The organism is bacterium (assembly GCA_030685015.1).
Taxonomy (GTDB): Bacteria; CAIWAD01; CAIWAD01; order CAIWAD01; family CAIWAD01; genus CAIWAD01.
The window spans coordinates 13320-39565 of the sequence record JAUXWS010000082.1; the positions used below are offsets into that span (position 1 = coordinate 13320).

A 26246-nucleotide genomic window follows, 5' to 3' on the forward strand; every position below is an offset into this window, starting at 1 on the left:
CCTTGTCTTAGGATTCAATCTCCTGGGCGGTGATCGACCGTGGCAGCACCGCGCCCCAACCATCCAGGCGGTCCTGGGCACTGTCGCTCCAGGAAGACAACCAGACATGCTCCGGCCAATTGGGGTCATCGGGCCGGGATTCCACATCAAACCAGTAAGTACTCCCCGCAGGTACAGCCCGCCGCATGGGTTTGGGCTTCCATTCAGCCAGATCCCATCCGGAGATGCCTTCCCAGCGACCCAGGGCTGCCGCCACCAGCCGCAGGCGCAAACCGGTGATGCCCGGCGGCTCGCCAACGCCATCCGCGCCCAGCCAAGACGGTCGCCAACCACCATCAAACAAGGCCGGCGTGAGGAAGGTGACGACCAGCCTGCGGACCTGCCGGAATTGCTCCACCCATCCTTCCGAGGGGGACAAGGGATCCGGATCAGCCTCTTCCAGCCAAGCCAAACCGCGCTCGCCTCCCACCGTGGCCAATGTCGACTTCAACGGGGATGCCGTGCGCACGGCCAGACACCAGGCTTCCGTCTCGTAGCCTTTGCCATCCACACGGCGTGGACGTTCGAAATCCAGCGCCTGCACCTGGAACAGACGGCCTTCCTCTGCCGCCATTCGCCCGCGCTCAAGCCCCACATGGGTGCTGGTCCTGATATGCTGGAAGGGCGAAGGGTTCGGAGGCAGATCAGACACTGCCACTTCTCGACCCTCATCCCAATCCCGCAGCATGCGGAGTGGCAAGAAGGACGGCAAGCGACCAGGCTTGGACAATCCCACTCCTTCTGGCAATGCAAGCGGTAGAAGTCCAGCAGGCAAATCCGTTCCCACCCCGTCTGGCAAAAGACGGGGCGACAACCGCACAAGCCCCCCGCCATCATCCAGCCGCAAGGCATCCGCTGGCATTGGAACATGCAGTTCCCAACCTGTTGAGTGCTTTCGCATGAGAAAGGGACCCACGACAGGGTGCGAAAGCGTTTCTGCAGCCCGATCCGCTCCCAACCCGGCCTCTCTCATCCAGGCGGTTCGCCAAGCCCCCGTCGTGCTGGAGGGCCAGGGGAAGCGCCCTCCGTCACGACTACCCTCGCCAAAGGGCCTCCCGCCGCGGAAGACCAATGGCGTCACGGCTTCCATCGTACAGGTGTGCTTCATTGGTTCCCCCGGGAAAGGTCCTTCTCGGTCCGCGCCGACAGCCAGCGTGCCAGGATCATCTCAGTCCCCAATTGGCGCAAATTGCCTAGCTCGCCCAATCTTGTTCGGATCCCAAGGGCCAGATCGTCGTCCAGTTTGGATCCGTCGTCCCCCTTTTGCTGGCGAAGCATCAGGCGCTCAAACTCTGCCTCGACCACCCCATCACTCAATCTTTGTTGCTCGCCGCGTTCGGCGATGCCGCGAATTTGGTAGGCAAGGCGACTGGCCAGCCGCTTGGCGCGATAGGCCGACATCCACTGTTCCAATGCGTCGAAATCATTTGTTTGGTCGAAACTGAGACGAGTGCGCAACTGGCCTCCGCCTCGCTGATAGACACAGACGGAAAGGGCATGCGCACGGGATGGATCGGAGCCGTCACCCTTGGCCAATCTCTCCTCGTCATGAGCCCAACCCCGGATGTTGCCCAAGGGCTCGACCATGTGCGCCACGGCCACGCCCACTCGCAGATTGGGTTTCTCGTCTCCTGGCAGTGATGCCAACTGGGCTTGGAAGGCCTGATCCAGTTCACGGGCTGCATTCAACACCTGATGCACCGGCACCAGGGCCATGACGTCGTCACCACCGGCGTAGACCACCTGCCCGCCAAGCCGGGTCACCTTTCGTCGTGCCTCGTCCGCGAAGTTCACCATACCTTGCGACAACCTTCCATGAAGCTCCAAACCGGGAGGATCGTTGGATTTTGCCACTTGCTGGAGGTAGCGCCCCATGCGATTGCCGTCCGCCAGGAGGAGGGCCACATAGGACAGTGGCTGGCCAACCTGCTTCCATAGGTGGTTCAACACCTGTTGCAGCCGATCAAGGTGCAATGCTGCATCTGGGGACTCCCGACGCTCGGCCGCCAAGCGATTGGGATACAACAGGGAGGCGTCATAAGGGAAAGCGCTGAACTGGCTTGCCTTGGTCCTCCTAACCACTTCCAGATTGACCATCGGCTCATGGACATCGATCAAGGTTTTCAGGTGCGCTGGATCCAAGGTCTGCAACCATTCTTGGCTAGCCACCCGGGTGAGGGCGGCGAAGGACTCCTGCCGGCCCAGGTGTCGTTTCACAACACCCAGGGCATCCAATTGTTCTCCCTTGCTCAAGCGCAGCTTTTTGCTCAGGATGCTGGATGATTTATCCGGCAGGACTGTCTCCCGGAGACCGTCCAGACTGTTCTTCGGCGCTTTGGCCCCGTGCCGGTGGGGTTCGAAGTTTCGCGTGGCCTTGCGTGCTGCCATGGCCAGCCCCAGGCTCCGGAATGCGGGTCCGAAGCCTGCATCCATTGGTACCCAGGCAGAATAGGCTTCCAGTGCGTCGGTGAGCTGTGCCCGGTAGCGATCCTCCCGCAAGCCTGGCCAGTCGCTCAACACCTTCTCTCCCACTTCGACCAGTTTGGAGCGGGCTGCATCCTGGGCGGCACGACAAAGGGACCTGACCTCGTCTCCGCTTCCCTCCAGGATGGCCACTACCACGTTGGGCACGTCTCCGTCCGCCCGAATGCTGGAAGAAGGCGGATACACCAGTGTCGCACCTTGGTCTTCAAGACTCCGTGCCGCGGCGCGCGAGGCAGAACTGAGTAACTGCGAGCCTGCCCACAAGTCCGATGTGCGACGGGCGGCGGCTATGAAGTCCTGCACGGGACCGAAGGTGATTCCAAGCAAATGACGAGCGCTCATGTTTGCACCTCGATTCTGATGAGCGTCTTGTCGACGACGACTGCCGTTGCTGTTATTGGATTCCTTTTCAGCTTCTCCTGTAACCCGATCGGCAATTGAAGGATTAGCTGCTCCGCGTCATCTGCATGGGCGAATGCCGAGCTTCCCGACGGTCTCCCCTTTTTCATCTGCTTCGCGGTCAGGGAGCCGTTCTTCTTGTCTTGGTTGATCTGTGCTCCAGTCCAAATCTGCTCATTGGATTGGTGTGGTAAGACATCAGAGAGGTTTACAGATGATGTGCTGGTAGAGCCAAGTTCGGCGAAGTAAGCCAAGAAGACGGACAGCGGGTCAGAAACGCCATCATCAGCGTATGAACTCATCGGTTCAAATGAATCGCAGATGACCATTTGTTCTCTTGGATCAACAGGCCAGGTCTTGACCGCATGCTGTGCATCATCAACAGCAAGTATCAACTGGTCAGGTTCTTCGATAGGCATAAGTAGGGCGGCTGCCAACCAATCACTGCCGTTCCAATACGGCCGTATCACCAACGGACTCGCCATCCTGTCTGCCATAACTGGGTGCAGGGTAGAATTGTGAGGATCGCCTGCATCGGCATCCTTGAAATGGAAGATAATAGGCAGTCCAAAGGCTGCCCTAGGAAACCAATTGTCTGCCCTGTAAACCGGCTTGTGACCCGGCGAGTTTGTCCCGACGATCCTCCGGATTGCGTCCGGCTCTGGCCATCGGCTGCGGCCAGGTCTGTTGTTGTTGCCGGATTCGCGTGCTAATCCCACTCCTTGGCGGAAAGTCTGCAGCGCGGCAATTGCCGCACTCCATGCTGCAACTGGTTTTGCAAAGACTGTTTGCTGCACAACAAGCGTGCAGCCTTTGCTCTGCGCATCCTCGCGTGACACGGGTACTAGGGATTTGTCCTCAAAGGTGACAAAAACTGCGCCTGCGCCACGTCGGGTTCGAGCTCCAACTCCACCGAAACTAGCCCACCAACGAACTGCCTCCTCCACTTGCCCACTCTTCTTACCACACAGGCTAGCGTCGATATCGATGGATAGATCAAACCGGAATCCAGGCCTAGCCAGCAAACTCGGTTCCACCCTGATTCTCTCTCTACTGGCGCTGCCTTGGGCTGGAAACAACGCATATCCCACTGCCTGTCCGCCAGCCCAATCTTCCCAGTCCGGAAGAGTCTTCAAGTTCCCGTCTGGCCTCCTGCTGTACTTGGCGGCTGCCCCTATCCCAAAATTGCGGACATTGCTGATGTGCACAGCAATCCGACTTGCAGCAATTGTACCCGAGTTGCCCAGTCCGCCGAAGATTGATCGCTCCTCAACGAAGAGATCCTCGAAATTCACCTTGCCGTCATGTATAAACCGCTGTCGGTTGAGTAGTCTCCAGAAGAAGCGAAGCTGGCCTCGGATCGTGGTGGCCCGGACGGGCATTTCAGCATCCACCACGCCGGCCTTCACCCCCCCGCCAAACAAGGGTGTCACAACTTCACAAGCGTATGTGAATGTGGAGCGCTGGAGGGCTTCACTCGCCCGTTGCGGATCCCAGTCCTGCGGAAGTGGAACCGTCGTTCGTTTGCGCGTCATGCGAGGCTCCTGTTCAATTTCTGGTCCTTGTCTACATCCTTGCACAAGTCGGACCAACGACCACACTACTCGCCATACCCAGTCAAGGTGCTGGCCGACCCATTTTTCAATGTGTCATCGAGCAACATGCGCAATGGTTCGCGAGCGGCCCGCTGGCGTCCCCGACCCAGCCAAGCCCTCCATTCCTGTTCGTCCATGTGGGAGAGGCGATCGAGGAGGGCGGCGTGCGATCCGCTGCCCCACCAGATTTCGCCGCCGGCCACGCAGGCAAGTCGCTGCCACTCAGGGGGCGAATCAAGCCCGGCATGTCCATTCCGCTCCTGGCGACGCAGCTCCATGGCCAGGTCGTAGGGGACCTCGCCGTCCAGCATGGCCCAGATGTAGCCGCGATCATTGAGAGCGATGGCCTTCTCCCAGGGACTCAGCGAGACGTGCAGCAGCTGTGCCACCTGCTCCAGGCTGGAGAGGGCATGACGGCGATCCAACACGGAGCCATCCTGCTGCCAGTACCAGTGGTGGTCGATGATGCGCACCGTGTGGCCCTGGCGGCGCAAGCGCTCCTCGATGGTGGGGCCGGGCATCTCCACGATCCAGACCTCCGGCCCGAGACCGGCGAAGGTGGCGGTCGGCTCCCCCTCCAACCTGGCGCCCCAGGGCTGGGCCGAAACACGCAGATCCAGCCCTTCTCTCTGACCCAGGGCCACAATGACGCGTGCCTCCAGATCGTTCTCCGGGCATAGCAGCGTTGGGCGATGGGCTTCGTCTAGTGGCTGTCGTGACACGAGCTTGACCTTGAACCAGTGGGGGGGTCCGATCGGTCGCGGTTGTATATAGTATGCCCTCGCGGGCTGGACAAGCCGCCATTCCATCGGGCTTCCCGGCCCCGCCTTCCAGCTCCCGGTGTGCGATTGCCTGTCTGCCTTGCCACATTCCGCCACCTGCATCATGACAAGAAAGCCACGGAACCCATCGATTGATGGAACACACCGGCCGCCAGCATCCTCTGTCAGGTCTTCCTGTGGTGGCCCTGGATGTGGAATGTGACGGCAGCACGATTACCCAGCTGGGTCTGGCCAGTTCGCGCGGCTCCCGCAGTTGCACAAGCCCAGACTCCATGCGCGCCGCCCTGAGGGATCTGCTTGAGGCCGCGCCCCTGGTCGTGGGGCACAACCTGCTGGCCTGGGATCTGCCGCACCTGCGCCGGCTCTTTCCCGACCTGTCCTGGGAGCGCATCAAGGCGGTGGACACCCTGCACTGGCAGGCCCGTCTCACACCCTGGCGGCGGAATCTGGCCCTGCAGGCGCCCCACCGCGCCGCGGCGGACGCCGCCTTGGCCCTTGAGCTGTTCACCCGCCAACTGGGCCAGTTGGCGCGCGAAGGAATCCTCTCCCCGCCGCTCATGCGCCAAGCGGCGGAGAACTCCGGCGCGGCCCAGTATGCGCGGCAGGATGGACTCGAAGATCTGCTGGGCGAGTTGCCGACTCCGCTTTTGAGGTCGCTGGCCAGGGAGTCCCTGGCGCATCTGGGCGATCCCGAGGAGTGTCTGGAGCCAGAGGGCGCCCATCCGTGGGTCCAGCGCGTGCTGGATTGGATCGATCAGAAGGAGGCGGCCTCCCGGGAGGCCCCCAGGTCGGCCTTGCCCACCCTGATCGTGGCTCCGCCCCACCTCCTCGGCGAACTGGGCGCGCGCCGGCAATTGACCGTGCTAGGTTCGTCCGGTGAACTCTGCCTGCGCGAGTCACGCCATGCCTGGCGCGCCTGGACCACCGGGCACAGCCTGCATCTGGGGTCCCTGCATCCTACCCTGCGACCGGCCGGCGGTCAGCGGCGCCACTGCCAGGGCTGCCCGGAGGCCGGCTGTCCCGCCCACCCTTCGCGCCAACAATGGTTCGCTCTCTCCTGGGCTGAGGTGGAACAGCCTGAGGTCAAGGCCTTCCTGCAGGATCATGCCTCCTGCCGCACCCTCCTGGTCGGGGGCGACACGGCCGGGCTCTGGACCGAGCGCTCCGAAGCTTCCTTCACGGAATCGGAGGTGCTGGAAGCAGGCCTTCCGGTCGCCTCCCTCCTGCTGGGCGCCGGGAGCGCCGGGCGCCTTCGCCTGCCCGCCAACATGGCCCTGCGCTTGCTGGGCCAGGCGGAACCCGTGGCCGGAGCGAGGTCCCGGGCCTGGTGGCTGTCCCGTCAGGGTGGGGCCGTCCTGCAGCTGCGCTCCGCCCCGCTGGCCGCGGAGGACCTGGCCGCCGGGTTGGCAGGTGCTTCGCTGGCGGCCCTGCCGGGCCTCCTGCCGCTGCGGACCCGCGAACTGCCTGAACTGCACGGCGTCTCTCCACCTGACGTATCCTTGCCCAACGCCGATGAAAGGCACACTCTCTCACCCGGTACTCCCCACCGCGGCGACTACTGGGGCCTTCAGCTGCAAAAAGTGGCCACCCTGCTGGATGACCAGCCCACCTTGCTGCTGGTGCAGCGCGAGGAAGACCTCGCGCCCCTGGCCCAAACTCTAAGAGCCTGGAAGCCTGGGCTCAGCCTGGTGGAGGCGGCTGATGCAGGCAGCCTGGTGCGACGCCTACGACGCACACCCGGCGGCCTTGCCATCCTGCCTGCGGCGCGCCTGGACGAACTGCCGGGCCTTAATGCCGACGGACTGCGCCTGGTGCTGGAGGCGATGGACCTGGATCTCTTCCCCGGGGCGACACCCAGCAGGCATGCAGAGCCTTCGCACGAAGCAGAGGGCGTGGACGACCTGGGGCTGATCGCCGGCGAGGGCGACACGCAAGATTCCGGCGCGGGCGAGGACGAGAATGCTCCGCCGGACTGGGTGCCCACGGGCTGGCGCTTGCGCGCCACGGAAAGCTGGCTGCGCCATGCCGGGAGGATCCTGCTGGATTGGCGCGAAGCGGGAGGCGGTGAGGTCTGGCTGCTGGACGAGCGGCTGGCCTGGGCGCCGCGGCGGACGGGGGTGACACCCATCCTGCACGATCTTTCCACCCAGCGTGCGGACAGAATCCTCGCGCAGGCCTTGATGGAGGCTTTTCCACGCTCCCGGCCCCAGCCGCCTCAGACAGCATGGCGCCTCTTCCTGGAGGGCGCCTTCCTGGCCGGTCGGGGAGAGCAGGGGGGTCCGGGCCGCTTTCGCGACGATCAGCTGGCCTACCTCGAGCGCGTGATGCAGGGCGTCGACCAGATTGTCTCCCTGCCCACGGGCGGTGGCAAATCCGTGATCTTCCAGGGTCCCAGCCTGCTGAAGGGATCCTGGCACCGGCGGCTCTCCGTCGTGGTGGCACCCCTCAAGGCGCTGATGACCGACCAGGTGGCCTCCCTCATGCGCCTGGGCTTCGTGGGTGTGGTGGACGCCATCACGGGCGACCTGGATCCCTTCGAACTCAAGGATGTCTACCAGCGCCTGGCGGGCGGGGAGATCTGGATGATCTACGTCTCGCCCGAGCGTTTCCGCAGCCGCGCCTTCCTGAGAGCCCTCCAGGCGCGCTTGAATCGCGACGGCCGGGCCGAGCATTGGATCTTCGACGAGGCCCACTGCATCAGCCAATGGGGCCTGGACTTCCGACCGGACTACCACTCCGCCGCCCTTCAGGTGCAGCAACTGCGCCAAACGGGACAGGAACCGGCCCCCGTGATCCTGCTCTCCGCCACGCTTTCCAAGCAAGCCATCGAGGAGTTGCGGACGATGTTCAGTCCTCGCGCCCCGTGGAAGGCGGGGAGGACATGATGATCCAGCAGCCCCAGGAACGCCCCTCGCCCGTGCCCGATCATTTGCGCATCGAGGTGGTGCGGGACGGCCCCCTCGCCTCCGTCACGATGGACAGCCTCCGCGAGGCGCTGGAAAACCCCGAGGCGGCAGGCTGGGTCAAGCCCCACCTGTTGAGCCGCCTGCATCATGTCTCCCAACAGCTTCAGAAGGGCTTCGACCCCGCGAGGAGCCGCGCCCTGCTCTTCTCCCGCACCCGCAAGGACACGGCCCGGCATGCCGAAGTGCTCCGCCAGTTCCTGGCCAAGGGCGGTGCGCGCCTCGCCGTGGGCATCTTCCATGCCGGACTGCCCAGCGAAGAGCGCCTGGAGATTTATGAGCAGTTCCTCAAGGGCGAGCTGCAGGTGCTCGTCTCCACCAAGGCCTTCGGCATGGGCATGGACATCCCCAACATCCATTTCCTGGCCCATCTGGACCTGCCCACCACCCTGGAGGACTACCTGCAGGAGATCGGGCGGGCCGGCCGCGATCGGCGCCTGCTGCGTGAGGCAGGCTACTCAACGGAGCAGCCCATTTCCTGCTGGCTCTATTACAGTCAGGATGAGGTGAACCGCGCCCGCGGTTTTCACCGCAGGGGCCGCCTGCACTGGCGCGATCTGCAGACCGTCCTCTCCGCACTGCTTGATTTCTCGCGCCGGATCCATGGCCGGCTGCACAAGGGGCGACTGGTGATCCCGCTCTCCGCCCGCGCCCTTTTGCCCAGTTCCAAGCTGGACGACACCAAGCTGCGCGTGGCCCTGCACTGGCTGGAACGCTTGCAGCGCATCAAGCTGGGCTGCTTCTTTCCGCCCTTCCTTTCCTTTCGATTGGGCCCGCGCCGCTTGAGCGGGGACAGCCCGCTGGCCCGCTTGCAGCAGGTCGTGCGGCAGTCCGCCCAGACCCGCGGCCACGTCCAGGTCAATTCCAACGATCTCATCCGCGCAGCGGGATCGGGCGAGCTGGGCGAGCTGTTCCGGCTGATTCAGGAGGGCGAACGGCAGGACTGCTTCGCGCTGCTGAACGAGGCGATGGTCACCTTGTCGCTGGAACACGATGAGGCGGAGCGGGTGTGGTGCGCCGAGCATGCCTCCCTGCCCTTCTCGGCCTGCGTCCCCTTCACCTTGGCGCTGTCCCTCAACCGGCAGGTGGAGAGCCAGGACCTCATCCTGGAGCGCGACGAACTCCGCCTGCGCCTCAGGCAGGCGGCGCAGGACCAGGCGGAGGAGGTGGACTGGTCCTGGCTGCGGGGCTTGCCGGCGGAAGCGCAGGCCAGACGGAAGCAGTCCTGGCGGGAGCGCCAAATGCGTCTGATCCCCCAGCAAGTGGGTCCGCTCCTGCGCCTGTTGAGACACCGCGGGGGCCTCCGGGTGGAATCCACCTTCGACGCCGAACGCGGGGTGCAGATCGCCCTTAGTCGCCACCTGGGAGGATTGACCAAGGCCCTGCCCGAGTTGGAGGATCTCTGCCGGCGCGTGATGCCCGATCTCCTTGGGATGAAGCGGACCGGCCAGGCCAAGATCCTCTCCACCTGGTTGACCGAGCTGCGCTGCACGCTGCCGGACCTGGAGAGCGCGCTGGGCTACCTGGCCGCATGTGGCCTGACGGGCGGCGAGCCCCTGCTCGGCCGTTCCATCGAGCTGGACCTGCTGGACACGCGCCCGATCGAGCCGGGGGGCGCGTCGACAGGAGAGGCCGCCGACCAGGTGGTCGCGAACGATTTTGAGGAGCAGCTGCGCCTGGGCGAATATCGCCTGGCAAGTCTGGACCTGGCCGCCCACCTGGATCCCGCGGAGCAGCGCAGCTTCTTCCACGATTTCTTTGAGTGTGCATCCGCCGACGAGCTGCTGGACTGCCTGCAGCGCCGCTTGCTGGACCCCGCCCTGCGGCAGCGCTGGGAGGCGCAGGGTCTTGCGGACGAAATGGCCAAGCTGCTGCACGCCGCACAAGGGCACCTGGTCGAGGCGACCTTGACAGAGCTGGGCAATGCCGAGCAGCGCCAGGCCATTACGCATCCTCCCGGCGGCGCGGTGCTGATTTCGGCAGGTCCGGGGAGCGGCAAGACCCACATCCTCAGCCTGCGCTGCGCCTGGCTGCTGCTGGAGAAGGAGTGCAGACCGCAGGACCTGCTGGTGCTGGCCTACAACCGGGCCGTGGTGCTGGAGATCCGACACCGCCTGGCCGCGCTCTTTCTCAAGCTGGGCATCCGCGGCGAGGCGGAGCGCGTGCCCGTGCACACCCTGCACGGCTACGCCGGCCTGGTGCTGGGGCCACCGGCACGCTTCGCTGAACCAGAGATCTTCCAACGCCTCCTGGAAGAGGCCCAGGCCCGGCGTCCAGAGTGGCTGTCCCACTGGGAAGGGCAAGGTTGGGTGCGTCGGGATGGCAAGGGCTGGCGGCCGGCCGCCAAGCTGTTGGTTGAGCGGCCGGACCCCGATCAGGCTCGCAAGACGATTTGTGGTGTGAAGCCGCCGGTGGAACTGTGGATCCCCTGGGCCGCCTGGGAACTGGAACGCCAGCCCGCTCGGCTGGTGGCGAAGGAGATCCTGCTGGATGAGATGCAGGACCTGACGCGACCACGTCTGGAACTTCTGCAAGTGCTGGCCAAAGGAGCCCGGGGATCGCTCTTCGCGGTGGGTGATCCGGACCAGTCCATCTATGGCCACGAACGGGCGGCGCTGGGTGAGTCCCCGGCCCCCGAACCTTTGATCGAGGCGCTGGAGCAATCCCTGGCGGCCATGGACAAGCCACCCACATCGCTCACGCTCGCCACCAACTACCGCTGCAGCTCGACGGTGCTGGCGGAAGCCTGGCAGCGGCGAGGTCGGAGGGGAAGCGCACCCCAGAAGGCCCGGCACAAGGGAGGCGATGTCCACGTGCTGCCGGGCGATCCTCATGACCCGGCCCAGGTGCTGGGTTCCCTCTATCCCCTGCTTGGGACAACCAAGAGCAAGGGTGAGCCGCTGGCCCGCATCGGCGTGCTCTTCCGCACCAACGCCGAGCTGGGCTTGACCCTGGCCGCCCTGGAGCGGGACACGCGCTTCCAGAACCTGAGCAGTCAGATGGGCTCGTTGGAGATCCTGACCGATCAGGCCTATGCCCACTTCGAGCATGCGCGGGAGTGGCTGCATGTGCGGGCGCTGCTGGCGGACCTGCCGGAAGTAACGGATGCGATGGGCGTGGCCGAGTGCATCAGCAGGGACCGAAAAGCCCAGCGCGATCGGCAGGCGGACTGGGATCAACGAGCCCTGCGCACAGGGCGACGCCTGGCGCGGGGTCTGGCGCGCAACCTGGGAGATCCCATCCGGCGGGACGACTTGTTGTCGGCCGCCGATGAGCTGGCCGCCCAGCCCGACGGGCTCCTGCAGGCCCTGCAGCTCTGGCCGTCCGACCAGGATGAAGAGAAGGCTCCTGTGCAGGAGGTGCTGCTGGGCACGATCCATCGCGCCAAGGGTCTTCAATACGACGCGGTGGTGCTGGCGCCTTCCGCCATGAAACTGGGCACCAGCCCCGATGAGCTGGAGGAAGAGCGTCGGGTGGCCTATGTGGCCTGCACGCGAGCCGCGCGCCGCTTGATCGTGATCGAGGGGCCGCGCGAACAGGCCCTGGCCGCCGGCACGGCCTTTGCATCCAGTCGCCGCCTCCCACCTGTGCTGGCCTCCCTGGAAGACGTGGATTTGAGTGGCCTGGTGCGCCGGGGCGTCCATGCCGATGCGGAGGACCTGGCGGCCCACCAGCGCCTCCTCCACGACCGGCTGCCCCATGGTCAGGCTTTGGTGCTGCAAGGGAAGAGCCTGTTGGCCGAGATCGACGGCCGACGCCTGGAGGTGGGGCAGGTCTCCAGGGCCTATCGGGAGCAGCTGAGCGACTACCTGGCTGGTTTTGGCCAACCCGCCGACACACCTTGCACCGGCCTGCGCGTGGCGGCGGTGATCCGCCGGGAGCTGACGAGGGAAGGCCTGGAGTTCCGTCCGGATGCGGAGGTGCAGCGGCGGGGCTTCTATTGGCTGGTGGTGCCGGCGGGTGTGCCACAGCCGGTCCCTTCACAGTCCTTGACTCCTCGTCCGGCCTAGCAGCCTGTCGGACTTGTCCACTTGGCGGTCTTCATCGCCCCAATCGGTCCGGATTTTCCGCAATTTTCTTGAACAGACCACCAGTATGCTATGCGAAAATTCCGAAAGACCGGCCTCGATTTGGGCGCGGATCCCATCCAAGGCCCAAGCCCGACAGGCTGCTAGACCGCTGGATCGACCGGCTCGGACCTCACCACTGGCATGCGGCCAGCTGAAGCATGCGGACCGTTGCCGGCAATCGCCGTCCAGTTGGATCATCATGTGCGCCAGGAAAGGGCCGTCGACCGGTCGGCAGCGTCGCTTCTTCACGTGGCTTGCCCTGTCACCTCAAACGGACGACAAGCCCTTCACACAACAACATGCACCGTGTCACTCGCATGAGGGATCACGAACCAAGCGTGAAAAAGGCCTTCCGCCCACCCATGTGGGAGGAAGACCTTTTCTGGGGGAGTAGTCCGCACATGCCTATGCTGGACTACTTGCCGGCACGTGCCCTACGCATGCCGGCGGGTCGATTCCAGGGGGCTGGAATCGCCTGGGTGGGAGAGTAGTTCATTGGACCTAAGGGAACAAGGGAGATCGGATTTAATCCCATTGCTGCCATACTCTTAGACGGGCTCGATGGGGACCACTTTGTCAATTGACACACCAAGACAATTGACGAGCTCAAGGCGTGAATTCATCCGGTGGGCCTGCCTTCAGGTAACTCATGCCTTGTGACCTGGCAGGTACAGCTGTATTCTGGCCCCGCCCTCGGGGCGATTTGCCACGTCTATGTAGCCGCCGTGCTCGTCCATCAGCCGGCTGGCGATGGAAAGGCCCAAGCCGGTGCCATCGGCACGCGAGGTGAAGAAAGGGTCGAAGATTCGTTCCAGCTGATCTGGGGCAATGCCGGGACCTTCGTCCAGGATGGAGATGACCTGGTAGTGGCCATGGGGCAGCACCTGTTCTTCGCGCCGCACTCGCACTCGGCTTTTCGGTCGGCTGAACTGGATGGCATTGAGCAGGACGTTGAGCAGGACCTGGGTCAGTTGATCGAGATCCCCCCGAACAAGGGCCGGACCATTCGTCTCGGCTTCCAGGCGGACACCACGCAGCTCGGCCTGGGCGTGGACAAGTTCCTTCGCTCTTTCCATCACCAGGGCCAGATCAACCTCCACCAAATTCACCTGCCCGGGACGCGCAAAGGCAAGGAAGCGGGTGAGCAGGGCGTCCAAGCGGTCCAGCTCCTTGCCCAGGATCTCGACGAAACGTCGCCGTGGCGAGGTCGTGGGAATCTCATCGGAAACGATCGTGACGGCCGTCTTGAGCGAAGCCAGTGGATTGCGGATCTCATGGGCCAAGCCTGCGGTCAATTGCCCCAACGCCTGCAATCTCCCGGAACGGACCAGCTGCTGCTCCAGCGCCAGCATCTGCTCGATCTTGCGCTCGACCTCCAGCCGGGAGCGATGCTCGCGTTCAGCAAGCAGACCCGTGACCAGCCCCACCACGTTGTAAAGCAGGACTTCCAGCACCTTGTTGGCCGTGCCGGTGGGGTCCTGATGCAGCATGGAGTCCTGCATGCCGGCCATCAAGAAGGCGTGGGGCAGGTAGAGCAGGGTGGAGGCCAGTGCGGCCACGACCGACCCGCGCAGCCCGAAGAGGAAGGCCGCGCCGATGATTGGCACGTAGTAGAGGCGTCGGAGCACATCATGCAGCCAGTCCACGGAGGCCGGCGTCAGGAGGTGCGTCATGCTGATGGCCAGGATGGGCGCCCACAGCCACAACAATGCCGGGCCGGAGGCCAGCCAAGCCCAGCCCGTGGTCTGAGCTTCGGCCTTCATTCGGCGCGCCCTTTCGCCAGGATGCCGAACTTCTCCATCCGGTAGAGCAGAATGTGACGCGGGATGCCCAGGAAGCGGGCTGTTGCGCTCTGGTTGTCCTGGTTCATCTCCAGCGCCTTGACCAGGATGGCCCGTTCCAGGTCCAACAAGGAGATGCCCTCCGCTGGCAATTGAATGTCGTCAGTGGTGATGACATTCGGCCCGGCGGGTCCAGGCTCCGTCAGGAAGCCCACGTCCAATTCACAGGTTTCGGACAAGAGGGCCGCGCGCTGGCAAAAGTTCTCCAGCTCGCGCACGTTGCCCGGCCAGGGCCGGGCGCACAGGCGTCGCGCCGCGTCCGCATGGATGCGCCACTCTCGTCCCCCACTGTGACGTGCCAGGAAATGACGCGCCAGGCAAAGCACGTCCTCGGGTCGCTCGCGCAGCGGCGGCACGCGCAGCGGCACGACGTTGAGGCGGTAGTAGAGATCCCGGCGGAAACGCCCGGCTTCCACCTCCGCCTCCAGGGGCCGGTTGCTGGCCACCACCACCCGCACGTCCAGGGGAATCGAATGGTCCGCGCCGACGGGCTCCAGCACGCGCTCCTGGAGGACACGCAGGAGGCGCGTCTGAAGGTCCAGCGGCATCTCCCCAATCTCGTCCAGCAGCAGTGTGCCGCCCTCCGCTTGGCGGAAGCGCCCCGGCCGGTCCTGCGTCGCCCCCGTGAAGGCGCCGCGCACATGGCCGAAGAGTTCGGACTCGAGCAGTTCGTGGGGCAGCGCACCGCAGTTGATGGCCACGAAGGGCCCCGCGTGCCGGGGACTGGCGGCGTGCAGGCGTCGTGCGACCAGCTCCTTGCCCGTGCCACTCTCCCCTTCGATGAGCACGGTGGCGTCCGAGGCAGCGACACGATCCACCATCGCCAGCAGGTCCGCCATCCCATCCGACGCATGAATCAACTGCTTGCCCAGGCTGCCGGCGGGCCGGCTCAACTCGCGCACCTGACGTCGCAAACGGGCGTGTTCCATGGCGCGGCTGATGGTTAGAATGAAGGCGTCCCGCTCACAAGGCTTGGGCAGGAAATCAAAGGCGCCGGCCTTCATCGCCTCCACGGCATGTGCCGCGTCGCCCAGGGCCGTGATCATGATGATGATGAGATCGGGGTCGAGGCCCTGCGCCTTGCGCAGCAAGTCCAGGCCATCCAGGTCCGGCATGCGCAGGTCGGTGATCATGACGGGAAATCGGCTTCGCTGCAGCAGTTCAAAGGCCTCGCGCCCGCCGGTGGCCCGTTCAACGGGATAGCCGGCCTCCTCCAACAGGAAGCACATCCCCTCGAGGAAACTGGGATCGTCGTCCGCGAAGAGAATGCGGTCGCTCATGGTCTCTCCTGGCTGCCGGAAGCTCCCTGCAAGGATCAGGCAACAGCCTGCTTCTTCATTCCTTTCAGCTCCGTGCGCAGCATCCACAGTTTGTAGACTGCCGGGTACACGAGCAATTCCAGCAGGAATGATGTGAAAAGACCACCAATCATGGGCGCGGCTATACGCTTCATCACGTCGGCGCCCGCCGAGGTAGCCCACATGATGGGCAGGAGGCCCATGAAGGTGGCGGCCACGGTCATCATCTTGGGCCGCGCCCGCTTGACGGCGCCGTGCATGAGGGCCACGTCCAGCTCGGCGTGGGTGGTCAAGCGGCCTTCGCGCCGCGCCTCATCGCAGGCCAGGTCCAGGAAGAGCAGCATGAAGACGCCGGTCTCGGCGTCCAGGCCCAGCAGGGCGATCATGCCCACCCAGGCGGCGATGGAGACGTTGTAGTCCAGCCAATAGAAGAGCCAGATCGCCCCGATGGCCGAGAAAGGCACGGCCAGCATGACGAGCAGGGTCTTGAAGCCCGAGCGCGTGTTCAAGTAGAGCAGGAGCAGGATGAGGCAGAGGGTGATGGGAATGATGAGCCGCAGGTGCTCGCCCACCCGCTGCATGTTCTCGTACTGTCCGCTCCACTGCAGGCTGGTGCCCGCCGGCAACTTCAGCCCGGCAACCACCTTGGTCTTGGCCTCGTCGACATAGCCGCCCACGTCCCGGCCCGCGATGTCCACGTAGACGTAGCCCGAGAGGAAGCCGTTCTCGTTGCGCAGCATCGACGGCCCGCTGGCGATGAGCAGATCGGCCAACTGCCCCAGCGGCACCTGTGTGCCGGAAGGCGTGGGCACCAGCACGCGGGCCATCTGGTCCAGGTCGCTGCGCAGCTCGCGCGGATAGCGCAGGTTGACGGAGAAGCGCTGTCGGCCGTCGATGACCGTGCTGACCTCGTCGCCGCCGATGGCGCTGCCGACCACCATCTGCACATCCTCGATGGTCAGGCCGTGGCGCGCCAGTTGGTCGCGGCGCGGCACGATGTCGAGAAAGTAGCCGCTGCTGGCGCGCTCGGCATAGACGCTGCGTGTGCCTGGAACCTCGCGGATGAGCTGCTCGATCTCCCGCCCCACGCGCTCGATCTCCGCTGGATCGGAGCCGAAAATCTTGATCCCCACCGGCGTGCGCACGCCGGTGGTCAGCATGTCGGTGCGCGCCTTGATGGGCATGGTCCAGGCATTGGTGACGCCCGGCGTCCTCAGGGAGTCGTTCAGCTGATCGACAAGCTCGTCCCAGGACAAGTGGTCCGGCCAGATCGGGCGCAGCAGCGGCTTGAGACGCTCGGGCCACCAGGACGAATACCAGCGTTCCTTTGCCCGCCACTCGCTGGGCGGCTTCAACACCACCGTCGTCTCCATCATCGACAAGGGCGCCGGGTCCGTCGCCGTGTCCGCCCGTCCGGCCTTGCCGAAGACGCGCTCCACCTCGGGGAAGGACTTGATGATCTGATCCTGGGTCTGCAGCAGGTCCTGCGCCTGGCTGACGGAGATGCCCGGCAGCGTCGTGGGCATGTAGAGGATCGTGCCTTCGTTCAAGGGCGGCATGAATTCGGTGCCAAGCTTGAAGTAGACCGGCAGGCTGAGCGCCACCAGCGCCAGGGCCGCCAGCACGGTCTTCCAGGGATGCTCGAGCACAACCCGGCAGGCGGGCTCGTAGACCCGGAAGATGGCGCGGCTGATGGGATGGCGCTCCTCGGAGTGGTAGGTGCCCACGGCCAGGCTACTGGCAAGGCCGGCCAGCCAGCGCGGCTTGAAGCGGAAGGGCTCTTCGCGGGCAAAGAGCATGCGCAGGGCGGGGTCCAATGTGATGGCCAACAACGCGGCCATGGCCATCGCCAGGGTCTTGGACAAGGCCAGGGGCTTGAAGAGCCGACCCTCCTGGTCGACCAGGGCGAAGATGGGCAGGAAGGCCACGGCGATCACGAGCAAGGAGAAGAAGACCGAGGGACCCACTTCGACCAGGGCCGCCAACCGCACCTGGTGGAAGTCGCCTTGGCGGCCCCCCACCTGCCAGTGGTGGATCTTGTTGTAGGCGTTCTCCACTTCAACGATGGCTCCGTCCACCAACACGCCGATGGAAATGGCGATGCCCGCCAGCGACATGATGTTGACGGAGATGCCCATCAGGTAGAGGGGGATGAAGGACAAGAGCACCGAGATGGGGATGGTGATGATGGGCACCACGGCCGAGGGGAAGTGCCAGAGGAAGAGCAGGATCACCAGCGAGACGATCAGTATCTCGACGACGAGCTCGTGCTTGAGCGTGTCCAGCGCCCGCTCGATCAGGTCCGCGCGGTCGTAGGTCGTGACCACCTCGACGCCGGCGGGCAGCGAGGGCCTCAGGCTCTCCAACCGTGCCTTGACCGCATTGATGACGTTCAGGGCATTCTCACCGTGACGCATGACGATAATGCCGCCCACGGCGTCTCCCAGCCCATCCAGGTCTGCCACGCCACGCCGCATGTCCGGCCCCAAGGCAATGCGCGCCACGTCCTTCAGCAGGACGGGCACGCCATCGACCGCCGACACCACGATGCGCTCGAAATCCGTCAACGTTTGGGCATAACCGTGTACTCGCACCATGTACTCGGTGCCGCTCCACTCCACCAGCCGGCCACCGGATTCGTTGTTGGACCGGCGGATGGCGCCGGCTATCTGGTCCAATGAAAGGTTGTGCGCCGCCAAGCGGTTGGGATCCACGGTGATCTGCACTTGCCGCTTGATGCCCCCGATCGAAGCGACTTCGGACACGCCCGGCACCGACTGCAGCGCGTAACGCAGATTCCAGTCCTGGAAGGCGCGCAGGTCGTCCAGCGAGTGCGTGCCCGAACGATCCACCAGCGCGTACTGGTAGACCCAGCCCACCCCCGTGGCGTCCGGCCCCAGCTCCGTTCGGACCCCTTGGGGCAGATCCGCCTGGATCTTCGACAGGTACTCCAGCACCCGCGAGCGGGCCCAGTAGATGTCCGTGCCGTCCTGGAACACGACGTAGATGTAGGAGAAGCCGAAATCCGAGTAGCCGCGGATGGCCTTCACGCGCGGCGCGCCGAGCAGGGCGCTGACGATGGGATAGGTCACCTGGTCTTCGATGAGGTCCGGGGAGCGGTCCCATTTGGAGTAGATGATGACCTGGGTATCCGAGAGGTCGGGCAGTGCGTCCAGCCGGATCTTGCCCAGTACGCGAAAGGCCACGGCACAAAGGGCAAGCACTGCCAGAATGACCAGCAGGCGATGTTGCGCCGAGAAGGTGATGATGCGCCGGATCATCGATGAACCTCACATGATGGAGACAGTGACTGCGGATCGATGATGCGCCGGATCATGGATGGACCTCTCGTGATGGTGTCAGGGAGTGCGGGTCTCGGCCAGAGCGCCGCGGATGCGGGCCTCGGAGTCCAGCAGGAAGGTGCCGCGACTGGCCACGCGTTCGCCCTCCTTAAGCCCGGAGACGACCAGAGCCTGGTCGCCATCGCGCAGGCCCACGCGGATCATTCGTGGCGTGAAGGTGCCCGGGTTGGACTCTACGTAGACGATCTGTCGCAGGCCGCTGTCCAGGATGGCGGAGGCCGGAATCAGAAGGCCTGGCTGGGTGTCGGTTTCCAGGGCCACGTCCACGTACATGCCCGGCTTCAGCGTCAGGCCCGGGTTGTCCAGGCGGAAGCGCAGCGACACGGTGCGGGTGACCGGATCCAGCGTGGGCAGGACCTGCTGCACGTGGGCCTTGAAGGGATGACCTGGGTCGCTGGGCAGGCTGATTTCGGCGATCTGGTTGACATGGGCGCGCGCGGCTTCGCTCTCGTAGATGGCCGCGTCCACCCAGACCTTGTCCAAGTCCGTCACAGTGAAGAGTTCCATGCCCGCCTCGACGCGCTGTCCCTGGAGCACGGGCTTGACCGTGACGAAGCCCGCCGAGGGTGCGTCCAATACCACTGCCCGTCGGGCCGGAGCCCCAGCCTCCAACTCGGCAATCAGCGTGGGCGGGGCGTCCAGTAGTTCTAGACGGCGACGGGCGGCGGACATCAGGGCCGTGGCTTCGCTCGCGGTCGCGCCACCCTGCATCCGGCGGGCACCGGCCAGGGCCTGTGCGAATTCCTCCTGCGCTTGCAGCAGTTCTGGCGAGTAGAGCGTCAACAGAGGCTGGCCCTTTCGCACGACCTGGCCCGTGACCTGGACCCACAGCTCCTCGATCCAGCCTCCCACCTTCAAACTGATCAACCGCACCCGGCCCTCATCGGCCCGCACCTGGCCCACGGTGCGAATGCCGCGTCCCAGTTCGCCCCGCTGCACGACCGCCACCTGCACGCCGGCCTGGCGCATGCCCTCCGCGCTGGTGGAGACCGTCGATAGTCCCGGCACGTCGCCGGTGGTCGCAGCAGCATCCGAGTACACCGGCACGTAGTCCATGCCCATCTCGTCCTTGGCGGGCGTCGCTGAAGTCACCTGGGGATTCATCGGATTGCGGTAGTACAGCAGCCGGCGGCCAGCTCCTTTTCCCAGCTCCGCCTCCGCCTTCCTGGCGGGCACCAGATCCATGCCGCAGGAGGGGCAGCTGCCCGGCTGGGTGGTCTTGACATCGGGGTGCATGGGGCAACTGTAGGTTGTCTGCAGGGCTGGAGCCGTGGCCGGTTTTCGCTTCTCGGGAACCAGATCCATGCCGCAGGTGGGACAGGCGCCGGTCTTGTCGGCATGCACGTCGGGATGCATGGGGCAGGTCCATCCCGTGGCAAGTGAATCCTGCGCAGGCGGCGCCATGCCGCTACCCGCCGTCGCAGCAGGGGACGCGCTTGCCTCTGCCACTTCGACCGGAACCAGGCGCATGCCGCAGATCGGACAATCCCCCGGCTTTTCACTGACGTACGTGGGGTGCATGGGGCAGTGGTACTGGCTGACGTGCTCGCCCGTGGGGGAATGGGAACGCAGGGTCAGCGCCAGGCCCGTGCCCAACGCCGCCAGCGCTACCAGACTCCACACGAGGATCTTGGTGGACCGGTTCATGGTGTCTTCCTTTCGTCACGTTGAAATTCCGGTTCCGGGCAGAGCCGCTGGATGCGCGCCCAGGCAATCATCTGCTCCGATTCGGCTCGCGCCAGGCCTGTCCTGGCGTCGATCCGCTGCAGGATGTCGTCGATTAGTCCGGCGAAGTCGGCTCCCCGATTGGTGTATGTGGACAGACCCGCTTCGGTGGTGGATTCGCGCAGGGGCAGAATGGAGTCCCGGTACTCGCGGACCACCTCCCGGGTGCGCTGCCATTCAGCCTGCCAGCGCCTGAGGTCCGCCAAGGCCTGGGCACGCGCGGCGCCCGCAGCCGCCTCCGCCGCCTCTTGTTCGTGGCGGGCGGCCAAGAGCAAGGGACCTTGCTTCTTGTTACGCCAGAGAGGCAGGGTCGAGCCCAGCTTCAGCATGATGACGGGATCCGACATGGCCGACAAGCCGCCCCCGGCGCCCACCATGAAGTCAGGTCGTAGATCCAGGCGCGACTCTTCCTGCCGATGCACCGCAACCTGGACCTCCGCAGCTTTTACACGCTGCTCCGGATTGGCGTCAAGCCATGCCGCCAGACTGTCCCAGGGAGCCAGATCCAGCACCGGCAGGGCGTGCACGACACCCAGATCCTGGTCTGCCGGCTGACCGAGCAATAGATTGAGGTCCGCCAGCAGGCCCGCCCGTTCCGCCGTCACGCCGGCCTTCCACTGCCTCAGTTCGGCGGCCTGCACACGCAGACGCAGCAGGGCTGCCCGATCCGCCTGTCCCGAGGCGATGCTGGCAGAGACGGCGCCCTCTGCCAAGGAGAGCCATTCACCAGCCAAGCTAAACGCTTCCCATTCCTGATCCGCGGCATAGAGTCCGGCGTAGGAGATGCGCAGGGCTTCCACCACTTGGGCCTGCATGGTTTTCAACTCCATCTCGCTCACGGCCGACTCGGCCTCGGCCGTGGCCCGGCGGGCGGCCCGTTTGCCGGGGTAGGGGAGTTCCTGGCCGAGTTCCAGCGTCAACGTGGAGTTGTTCCCAAGCGGAGAGATGCCCATGGCCTGCCCCGCCAGCTCCAGCGATGGGTCGGGCAGGGCCGCCGCGGCTCCCGACCGGGCGCGAGCCGCCTCCACGCGGGCGTGAGCCAGGGCCAGGACAGGCGCCTGGGAAAGGGCTTGCTGGATCAACAGATCCAAATCCGGCGCGAGGGGCCGGAGGTCCGTCTCCTCGGCCCAGGTCCCGGCACATGCCAACAGACCTGTCAGGATCGTCACCCGCGCGTGGCGCATCATCCCTTTCTCCTTTCGCACTCAGCTTCGCGACACGATGCCGCCCAGGTATCCGGCGGACAGCACCAGGAGCAGCGTCAGGCCGACCAGGCCCAGGTAGGCGGCACGCAGGGCAAGCGCCCGCTGCTTGCTCGCATACCAGCGCAGCCCGGCCGCGACCACCATCAGCAGGGCCGAGAGAAGGGCCAGCAGGCGATGAGTCTCGATTGTGCGCTGCAGGTCGGGAGTCGCCTCCATCATGCTGGCGTGAAGCAAGCCGGTCGCCGCCGTGGGCAGGAAGCTCAGGGCCACCAGGACCGCCAAGGTTTGGCCGATCGGCGGCAGCTCCCGTCCCTTGGCCAGTGTCCAAGCCTCCAGCATGACAAGCAGCAGCACCCAGGCGATGGGGAAGTGGACCAGGGTGGCGTGGTTGTCGGCCACCAGGTCCAGAAATCCTCCTTCCACATCGTGATGGTGCGCTCCGGTTTCGATCATGACCATGGGCGGCTGTGCTGAAGCAGGTGCTGGTGTGTTGACCTGGAGTGTCGTGTCCTGCGCAGGCGAGGCCTCATGATGCTCCTTGTGTTCATGCGCCTCCAGGCGGGCGCTTAGCACAACCAGGAACACGAAGGTCAGCTGGATCAAGCAGCGGATGTGAATCATGGAAACTTCCGTTTGCTGGTATGGAGGCAAGTCTCAGGCCAGTTGAGATCCTGGCGATTGCAGCGCTGCTGAAGCCGCGGAGAGGGACAGCTCGGACCATGGACATCCGGCTATGGGGAATAGTCTCCAACAGGGCTGTCGACATTTCTCCTGCGGCGCAACCTCCAGCACCCTTCAACCCATTCGTCATTTGCGGGGAACAACGGATTGCAAAGCTAGGGGGGCGTCGACAGGCCCATTGATGGCACCGACGACACCTTGGCACATGGCTTGCTGAATTGGGCGCACGCCTTCGCATGGCAGGGTTTGACCGCCTGCGGGGAAGGGAAACACACTTCAAATTCAACGCCGGAGTCGGAAAGGAACGTCGCCATGACGCGTACCCTGAAGGGAGCCCTGCTCGGAGGATCGCTGCTACTGGGCCTGATGACGTGGGTCGGCTGCGAATCGGACAACGGCTCTGCAACAAGCCTGAACGTGGACTACCCCGCCGCCTATGTGGTCAATGGGCAGGACGGCGCGATCTCTGTCATCGATCTCTCGCAGAACGAGGTCGCCGGCACCATCCAATTGCGGGATGGTGAAGGCCACGCGATGACCTGGCCCCATCACCTCAGCCTCTCGCCAGACGGCCAGCGCATCGCGGTCGGTGTGCCGGGCATGGACCTGGGCGGCGGACATGGCGGCATGGAGGGCATGGTGGGCAAGTTCCTCGTCCTGAACGCCAACACGGGCCAGACCCTGCACTCCCAGTCTCTTCCCGCCATGACACACAGCGCAGTCTTCTCACCAGATGGGCTGGAAATCTGGGTGGGACAGATGGCCATGGACGGCAAGGTCATGGTCTTCGACGCGATGAGCTACTTGCCCATGGACACCATCATGGTGGGCATGGACCCCGCCGAGATCACCTTCTCGGACGACGGCCACATGGCCTTCATCGCCTGCGGCGGCTCCGGCCTGGTGACGGCGATCGACCCCCACACGAAAACCGTGGTGGGTCAGATCCAGGTGGGCGAGAATCCCGTGGGCGCCTGGCCCGGGATGGACGGCATGATGTACACGGACAACGAGGACGGGCACAGCATCTCGATCTTCCATCACGACTCGCTGCAGGTGCGCCACACGCTGGACTTGGGCTTCAAGCCCGGCTACGCGGCCTTCCACATGCAGCGCGGCGAGCTGTGGGTCTCCAATGCCACCGATGGCGCGGTGGCCATCTATCATGACGACCAGGGCACGTGGATGCACGACGCGGACATTCCCACCGGCGCGGATGCCCACGCCATCGTTTTCACCGCGGACGGCCTGACCGCCTATGTGACCAACCAGGGCGCCGGCACCGTCTCAGTGATCAATGTGGCCACACGCGCCAGGATCAAGGACATCGCGGTGGGCAGGAAACCAAACGGCATCGTGTTGCGCGAGTAGGTGGGACTGGCATCCTGGGTTCCGACAGCGTGGTTGGGATTTCAGGGATCCTGCACCGTCATTGATTCTAGGGGAGCCTCTTCGCGGCATTGTCCATCAACATGATGAACACGAATGATCGCTCGTTTCGCCCAATGTCCATTCACTGAGTAAATTAGGCTGGGGGAAGTAAGTCAGCCGGATTGTCCGTTGAGGGAATGATTGCCACCTTGCGCCCAAGTGAGGAACCCGACCTCATACGGTATTACTGAAGGAACACATGGCCCGCTCTCGAAACAACTTGAGGCAGCACTTGCCCCGCGGGAGGGGGTTCCGTCAGTTGTTCACGGTCCTGTTGGCGTTCCAGCTCACCTTCTTGCGCCTGCACCTGTTGTCGGAGCACCACCATCTGGGTGGTTCTTCGCTCCATGATGCTCTGACCGGCACCCTGACCGATCCCCACGCCTGGACGATGGATGATACCGAACACCGTCCCCACCACGCCGTGGAGCACCAGATCTCTCTGGCGGGCCGGCCTCGCCCCGTGGCCTTTGTTTCCTTGGCACTCCCGGCCCTTCCCAGTCTGGTTGTGTCTGAACCCCTGAGCAAGCCCTATGTCGCCGTTGCGGTAAAAAAGGATCCACCTCCCGATCCTGATGCCGCAGCTCCCGGCGCCCGTGCCCCTCCCGTCGCCTAAGCTCCCTCCCCTTCGAACCGTTTAGCTCCGCAAGCGGCAATCCCATCCATGCCCGATCCGGCAGGCTCCGCCTGATTCCGCTCGGCAAGTGGTCGGCCTGCGAGTATCGCGTACCCGACCTCGGGAAGTCCGGCTTGTAAATGCACCTGGACCAACAACCATGGAGTCCACATGCGTACCCGTACCCGTACCCTGCTACCAGTGGTCCTGGCCCTGCTCGTGGCTAGCGCCGGTTGCCGGAACTCACATGATCACGCCGACCCCGGAGGCGAAACCGAAGCCAAGACCGCTCAGGTCACGGTCTGGACGGACCGGCATGAGGTGTTCGCCGAACATCAAGTCCCCGTGGCCGGCGAACCCACCACCTTCATCACCCACGTCACCGACCTGCAGACCCTTGAACCCCGCCGCGAAGGTCCAGTGACCTTTGTTCTTCACAAGGAAGGCACCGAGTTGAATCATGAGGAAGCGGCGCCGGCACGGGTGGGGATCTACCTGCCGAAGCTGGTCTTTCCCCAGCCTGGGGATTGGACCCTGTCGCTGCGGGTTCCCATTGAGGGTGGCGAGGCCACCATCCAGCTGGGCACGATCCAGGTGGCGGCCGATGCGAAAGCTGCCCTGGCCGTCGACGTGGCGGACGGCCCCGAAGGCATCAGCTTTCTCAAGGAACAGCAGTGGACCATCCTGTCGCGCACCGAACCCGTCACCATGCGACTCATGGTGGAACACGTGCGGGTTCCGGCGCGGGTGCGGGCCAAACCAGGCACCAGCGCCACGCTGACGGCCCCGGCCACCGGCCGCCTGGTCGCGTCCAGCGGGTCCGTTCCCCGCCCTGGCCAAACGGTGCGGGCCGGCCAGGTCCTGGCCATCCTGGTGCCGGACTTCTCGGAAGTCGGCTTGAGGGTGGCCGAGACGCAGGCAGGGGCCGTGCGGGCCCGGACGGCCTGGGAACTGGCCCAGGCGCACTTCGACCGCACCAAGGCGCTGGCCGCGCAGCAGGTGAGATCCCCGCGGGAAATGCAGGAGGCCGAGGCCGAGCTGGCGTCGGCGCGGGCCCGCCACGAGGCCGCATCCGCCATGCTCAAGACCTTCCAGCAGGCCGGCGAGGGAAGGGCCGCCGATGGCGTCCGCATGGAACTGCGCGCTCCCATCGACGGTGTCCTCAACTCCCAGCTTGCCGGTCCCGGCGATGTGGTGCAAGCCGGCCAGGCCCTCTTCTCCGTCATGGATCCATCCGTCGTCTGGGTGGAGGCCGGCATTCCGGAAGCGTCCGTCGCGCGACTCAGCCAGGCCCGCGCCGCCTACATCGAAGGTGCGGGGGACGATCAGTCTCCCATCCCGGTCACCGGCGACGGACGGGGGCGCTTCCTCTCCCTGGGCTTGGAAGTGGATGTGGCCACCCGCACCGTTCCCCTGCTCTACGAAACCCGCAACCCGGATGGCCAACTCCGCATCAGCCAGAACGTCACGCTGCAAGTGGAGACCTCGCGGGTCGAGAGCGCCGTCGCTGTGCCGGAGCGTGCACTGGTGGAGGAAGGCGAGCTGCTGATCGCCTACGTCCAACTGTCCGGCGAGACCTTCGAGAAGCGGGTGATCCGCGCCGGCATCCGCGACAAGGGCTTCGTGCAAGTGCTGGAAGGCTTGCGCGAGGGCGAGCGCGTGGTGTCCAAGGGCGCCGTCGCGCTGCGCCTGGCCTCCATGTCCGGAGTCATTCCCGCGCATGGCCACGCGCATTGAAACCTAAGAGGAATCATC

The 26246-nt window shown here is 64.9% G+C and carries 15 protein-coding genes; 5 read left to right on the forward strand and 10 right to left on the reverse strand.

Translation table 11 applies throughout. From position 1 onward, the window contains the following. Nucleotides 1-7: 7 nt before the first annotated feature. The 4 genes from Q8O14_11765 to Q8O14_11780 form a co-directional block, all read right to left on the reverse strand. On the reverse strand, nt 8-1129 hold the full coding sequence (locus Q8O14_11765; GenBank protein MDP2361403.1) for a type III-B CRISPR module-associated Cmr3 family protein: 1122 nt from the start codon (nt 1127-1129) through the stop codon (nt 8-10). Between the two features lie 14 nt (nt 1130-1143). Then, on the reverse strand, nt 1144-2865 hold the full coding sequence (cas10, locus tag Q8O14_11770; protein ID MDP2361404.1) for a type III-B CRISPR-associated protein Cas10/Cmr2: 1722 nt from the start codon (nt 2863-2865) through the stop codon (nt 1144-1146). Beyond that, on the reverse strand, nt 2862-4457 hold the full coding sequence (cmr1, locus tag Q8O14_11775; protein MDP2361405.1) for a type III-B CRISPR module RAMP protein Cmr1: 1596 nt from the start codon (nt 4455-4457) through the stop codon (nt 2862-2864). Before cmr1 ends, cas10 begins: the two co-directional genes overlap by 4 nt. Nucleotides 4458-4522: 65 nt before the next feature. Then, nucleotides 4523-5161: a hypothetical protein gene (locus Q8O14_11780; protein MDP2361406.1), complete on the reverse strand. Its 639-nt coding sequence runs from the start codon at nt 5159-5161 to the stop codon at nt 4523-4525. A 272-nt stretch (nt 5162-5433) separates the two neighbouring features. Between Q8O14_11780 and Q8O14_11785 the strand changes: the two genes are divergently transcribed. Together Q8O14_11785 and Q8O14_11790 are read left to right on the forward strand one after the other, a co-directional pair. Next, on the forward strand, nt 5434-8184 hold the full coding sequence (locus Q8O14_11785; GenBank protein ID MDP2361407.1) for a DEAD/DEAH box helicase: 2751 nt from the start codon (nt 5434-5436) through the stop codon (nt 8182-8184). Further along, the gene (locus tag Q8O14_11790; GenBank protein ID MDP2361408.1) at nt 8181-12272 is read left to right on the forward strand and encodes a UvrD-helicase domain-containing protein; all 4092 of its coding nucleotides are present in this window, start codon (nt 8181-8183) and stop codon (nt 12270-12272) included. Before Q8O14_11785 ends, Q8O14_11790 begins: the two co-directional genes overlap by 4 nt. Before the next feature lie 707 nt (nt 12273-12979). Here the strand turns inward: Q8O14_11790 and Q8O14_11795 are convergent. The 6 genes from Q8O14_11795 to Q8O14_11820 form a co-directional block, all read right to left on the reverse strand. Next, entirely contained in the window at nt 12980-14095 is a 1116-nt protein-coding gene (locus Q8O14_11795; protein MDP2361409.1) for an ATP-binding protein, read from the reverse strand. Then, nucleotides 14092-15453, reverse strand: a complete 1362-nt coding sequence (locus Q8O14_11800; GenBank protein MDP2361410.1) for a sigma-54 dependent transcriptional regulator — start codon at nt 15451-15453, stop codon at nt 14092-14094. Before Q8O14_11800 ends, Q8O14_11795 begins: the two co-directional genes overlap by 4 nt. A 35-nt stretch (nt 15454-15488) precedes the next feature. Next, on the reverse strand, nt 15489-18752 hold the full coding sequence (locus Q8O14_11805; protein MDP2361411.1) for a CusA/CzcA family heavy metal efflux RND transporter: 3264 nt from the start codon (nt 18750-18752) through the stop codon (nt 15489-15491). Between the two features lie 78 nt (nt 18753-18830). Then, a complete protein-coding gene (locus Q8O14_11810) occupies nt 18831-20480 on the reverse strand; it encodes an efflux RND transporter periplasmic adaptor subunit (protein MDP2361412.1) in 1650 nt (549 codons plus the stop codon). Continuing rightward, on the reverse strand, nt 20477-21745 hold the full coding sequence (locus tag Q8O14_11815) for a TolC family protein (GenBank protein MDP2361413.1): 1269 nt from the start codon (nt 21743-21745) through the stop codon (nt 20477-20479). Before Q8O14_11815 ends, Q8O14_11810 begins: the two co-directional genes overlap by 4 nt. Nucleotides 21746-21763: 18 nt before the next feature. Next, the gene (locus Q8O14_11820; GenBank protein ID MDP2361414.1) at nt 21764-22384 is read right to left on the reverse strand and encodes a hypothetical protein; all 621 of its coding nucleotides are present in this window, start codon (nt 22382-22384) and stop codon (nt 21764-21766) included. A gap of 372 nt (nt 22385-22756) precedes the next feature. Between Q8O14_11820 and Q8O14_11825 the strand changes: the two genes are divergently transcribed. From Q8O14_11825 to Q8O14_11835, 3 genes are all read left to right on the forward strand, one after another. Continuing rightward, nucleotides 22757-23815 carry a hypothetical protein gene (locus Q8O14_11825; protein MDP2361415.1) on the forward strand — a complete coding sequence of 353 codons (1059 nt, stop codon included), beginning with the start codon at nt 22757-22759 and terminating at the stop codon, nt 23813-23815. A 319-nt stretch (nt 23816-24134) separates the two neighbouring features. Then, nucleotides 24135-24491: a hypothetical protein gene (locus Q8O14_11830; GenBank protein ID MDP2361416.1), complete on the forward strand. Its 357-nt coding sequence runs from the start codon at nt 24135-24137 to the stop codon at nt 24489-24491. A 171-nt stretch (nt 24492-24662) separates the two neighbouring features. Further along, a complete protein-coding gene (locus tag Q8O14_11835) occupies nt 24663-26228 on the forward strand; it encodes an efflux RND transporter periplasmic adaptor subunit (protein ID MDP2361417.1) in 1566 nt (521 codons plus the stop codon). The last annotated feature ends 18 nt before the right edge of the window (nt 26229-26246 follow it).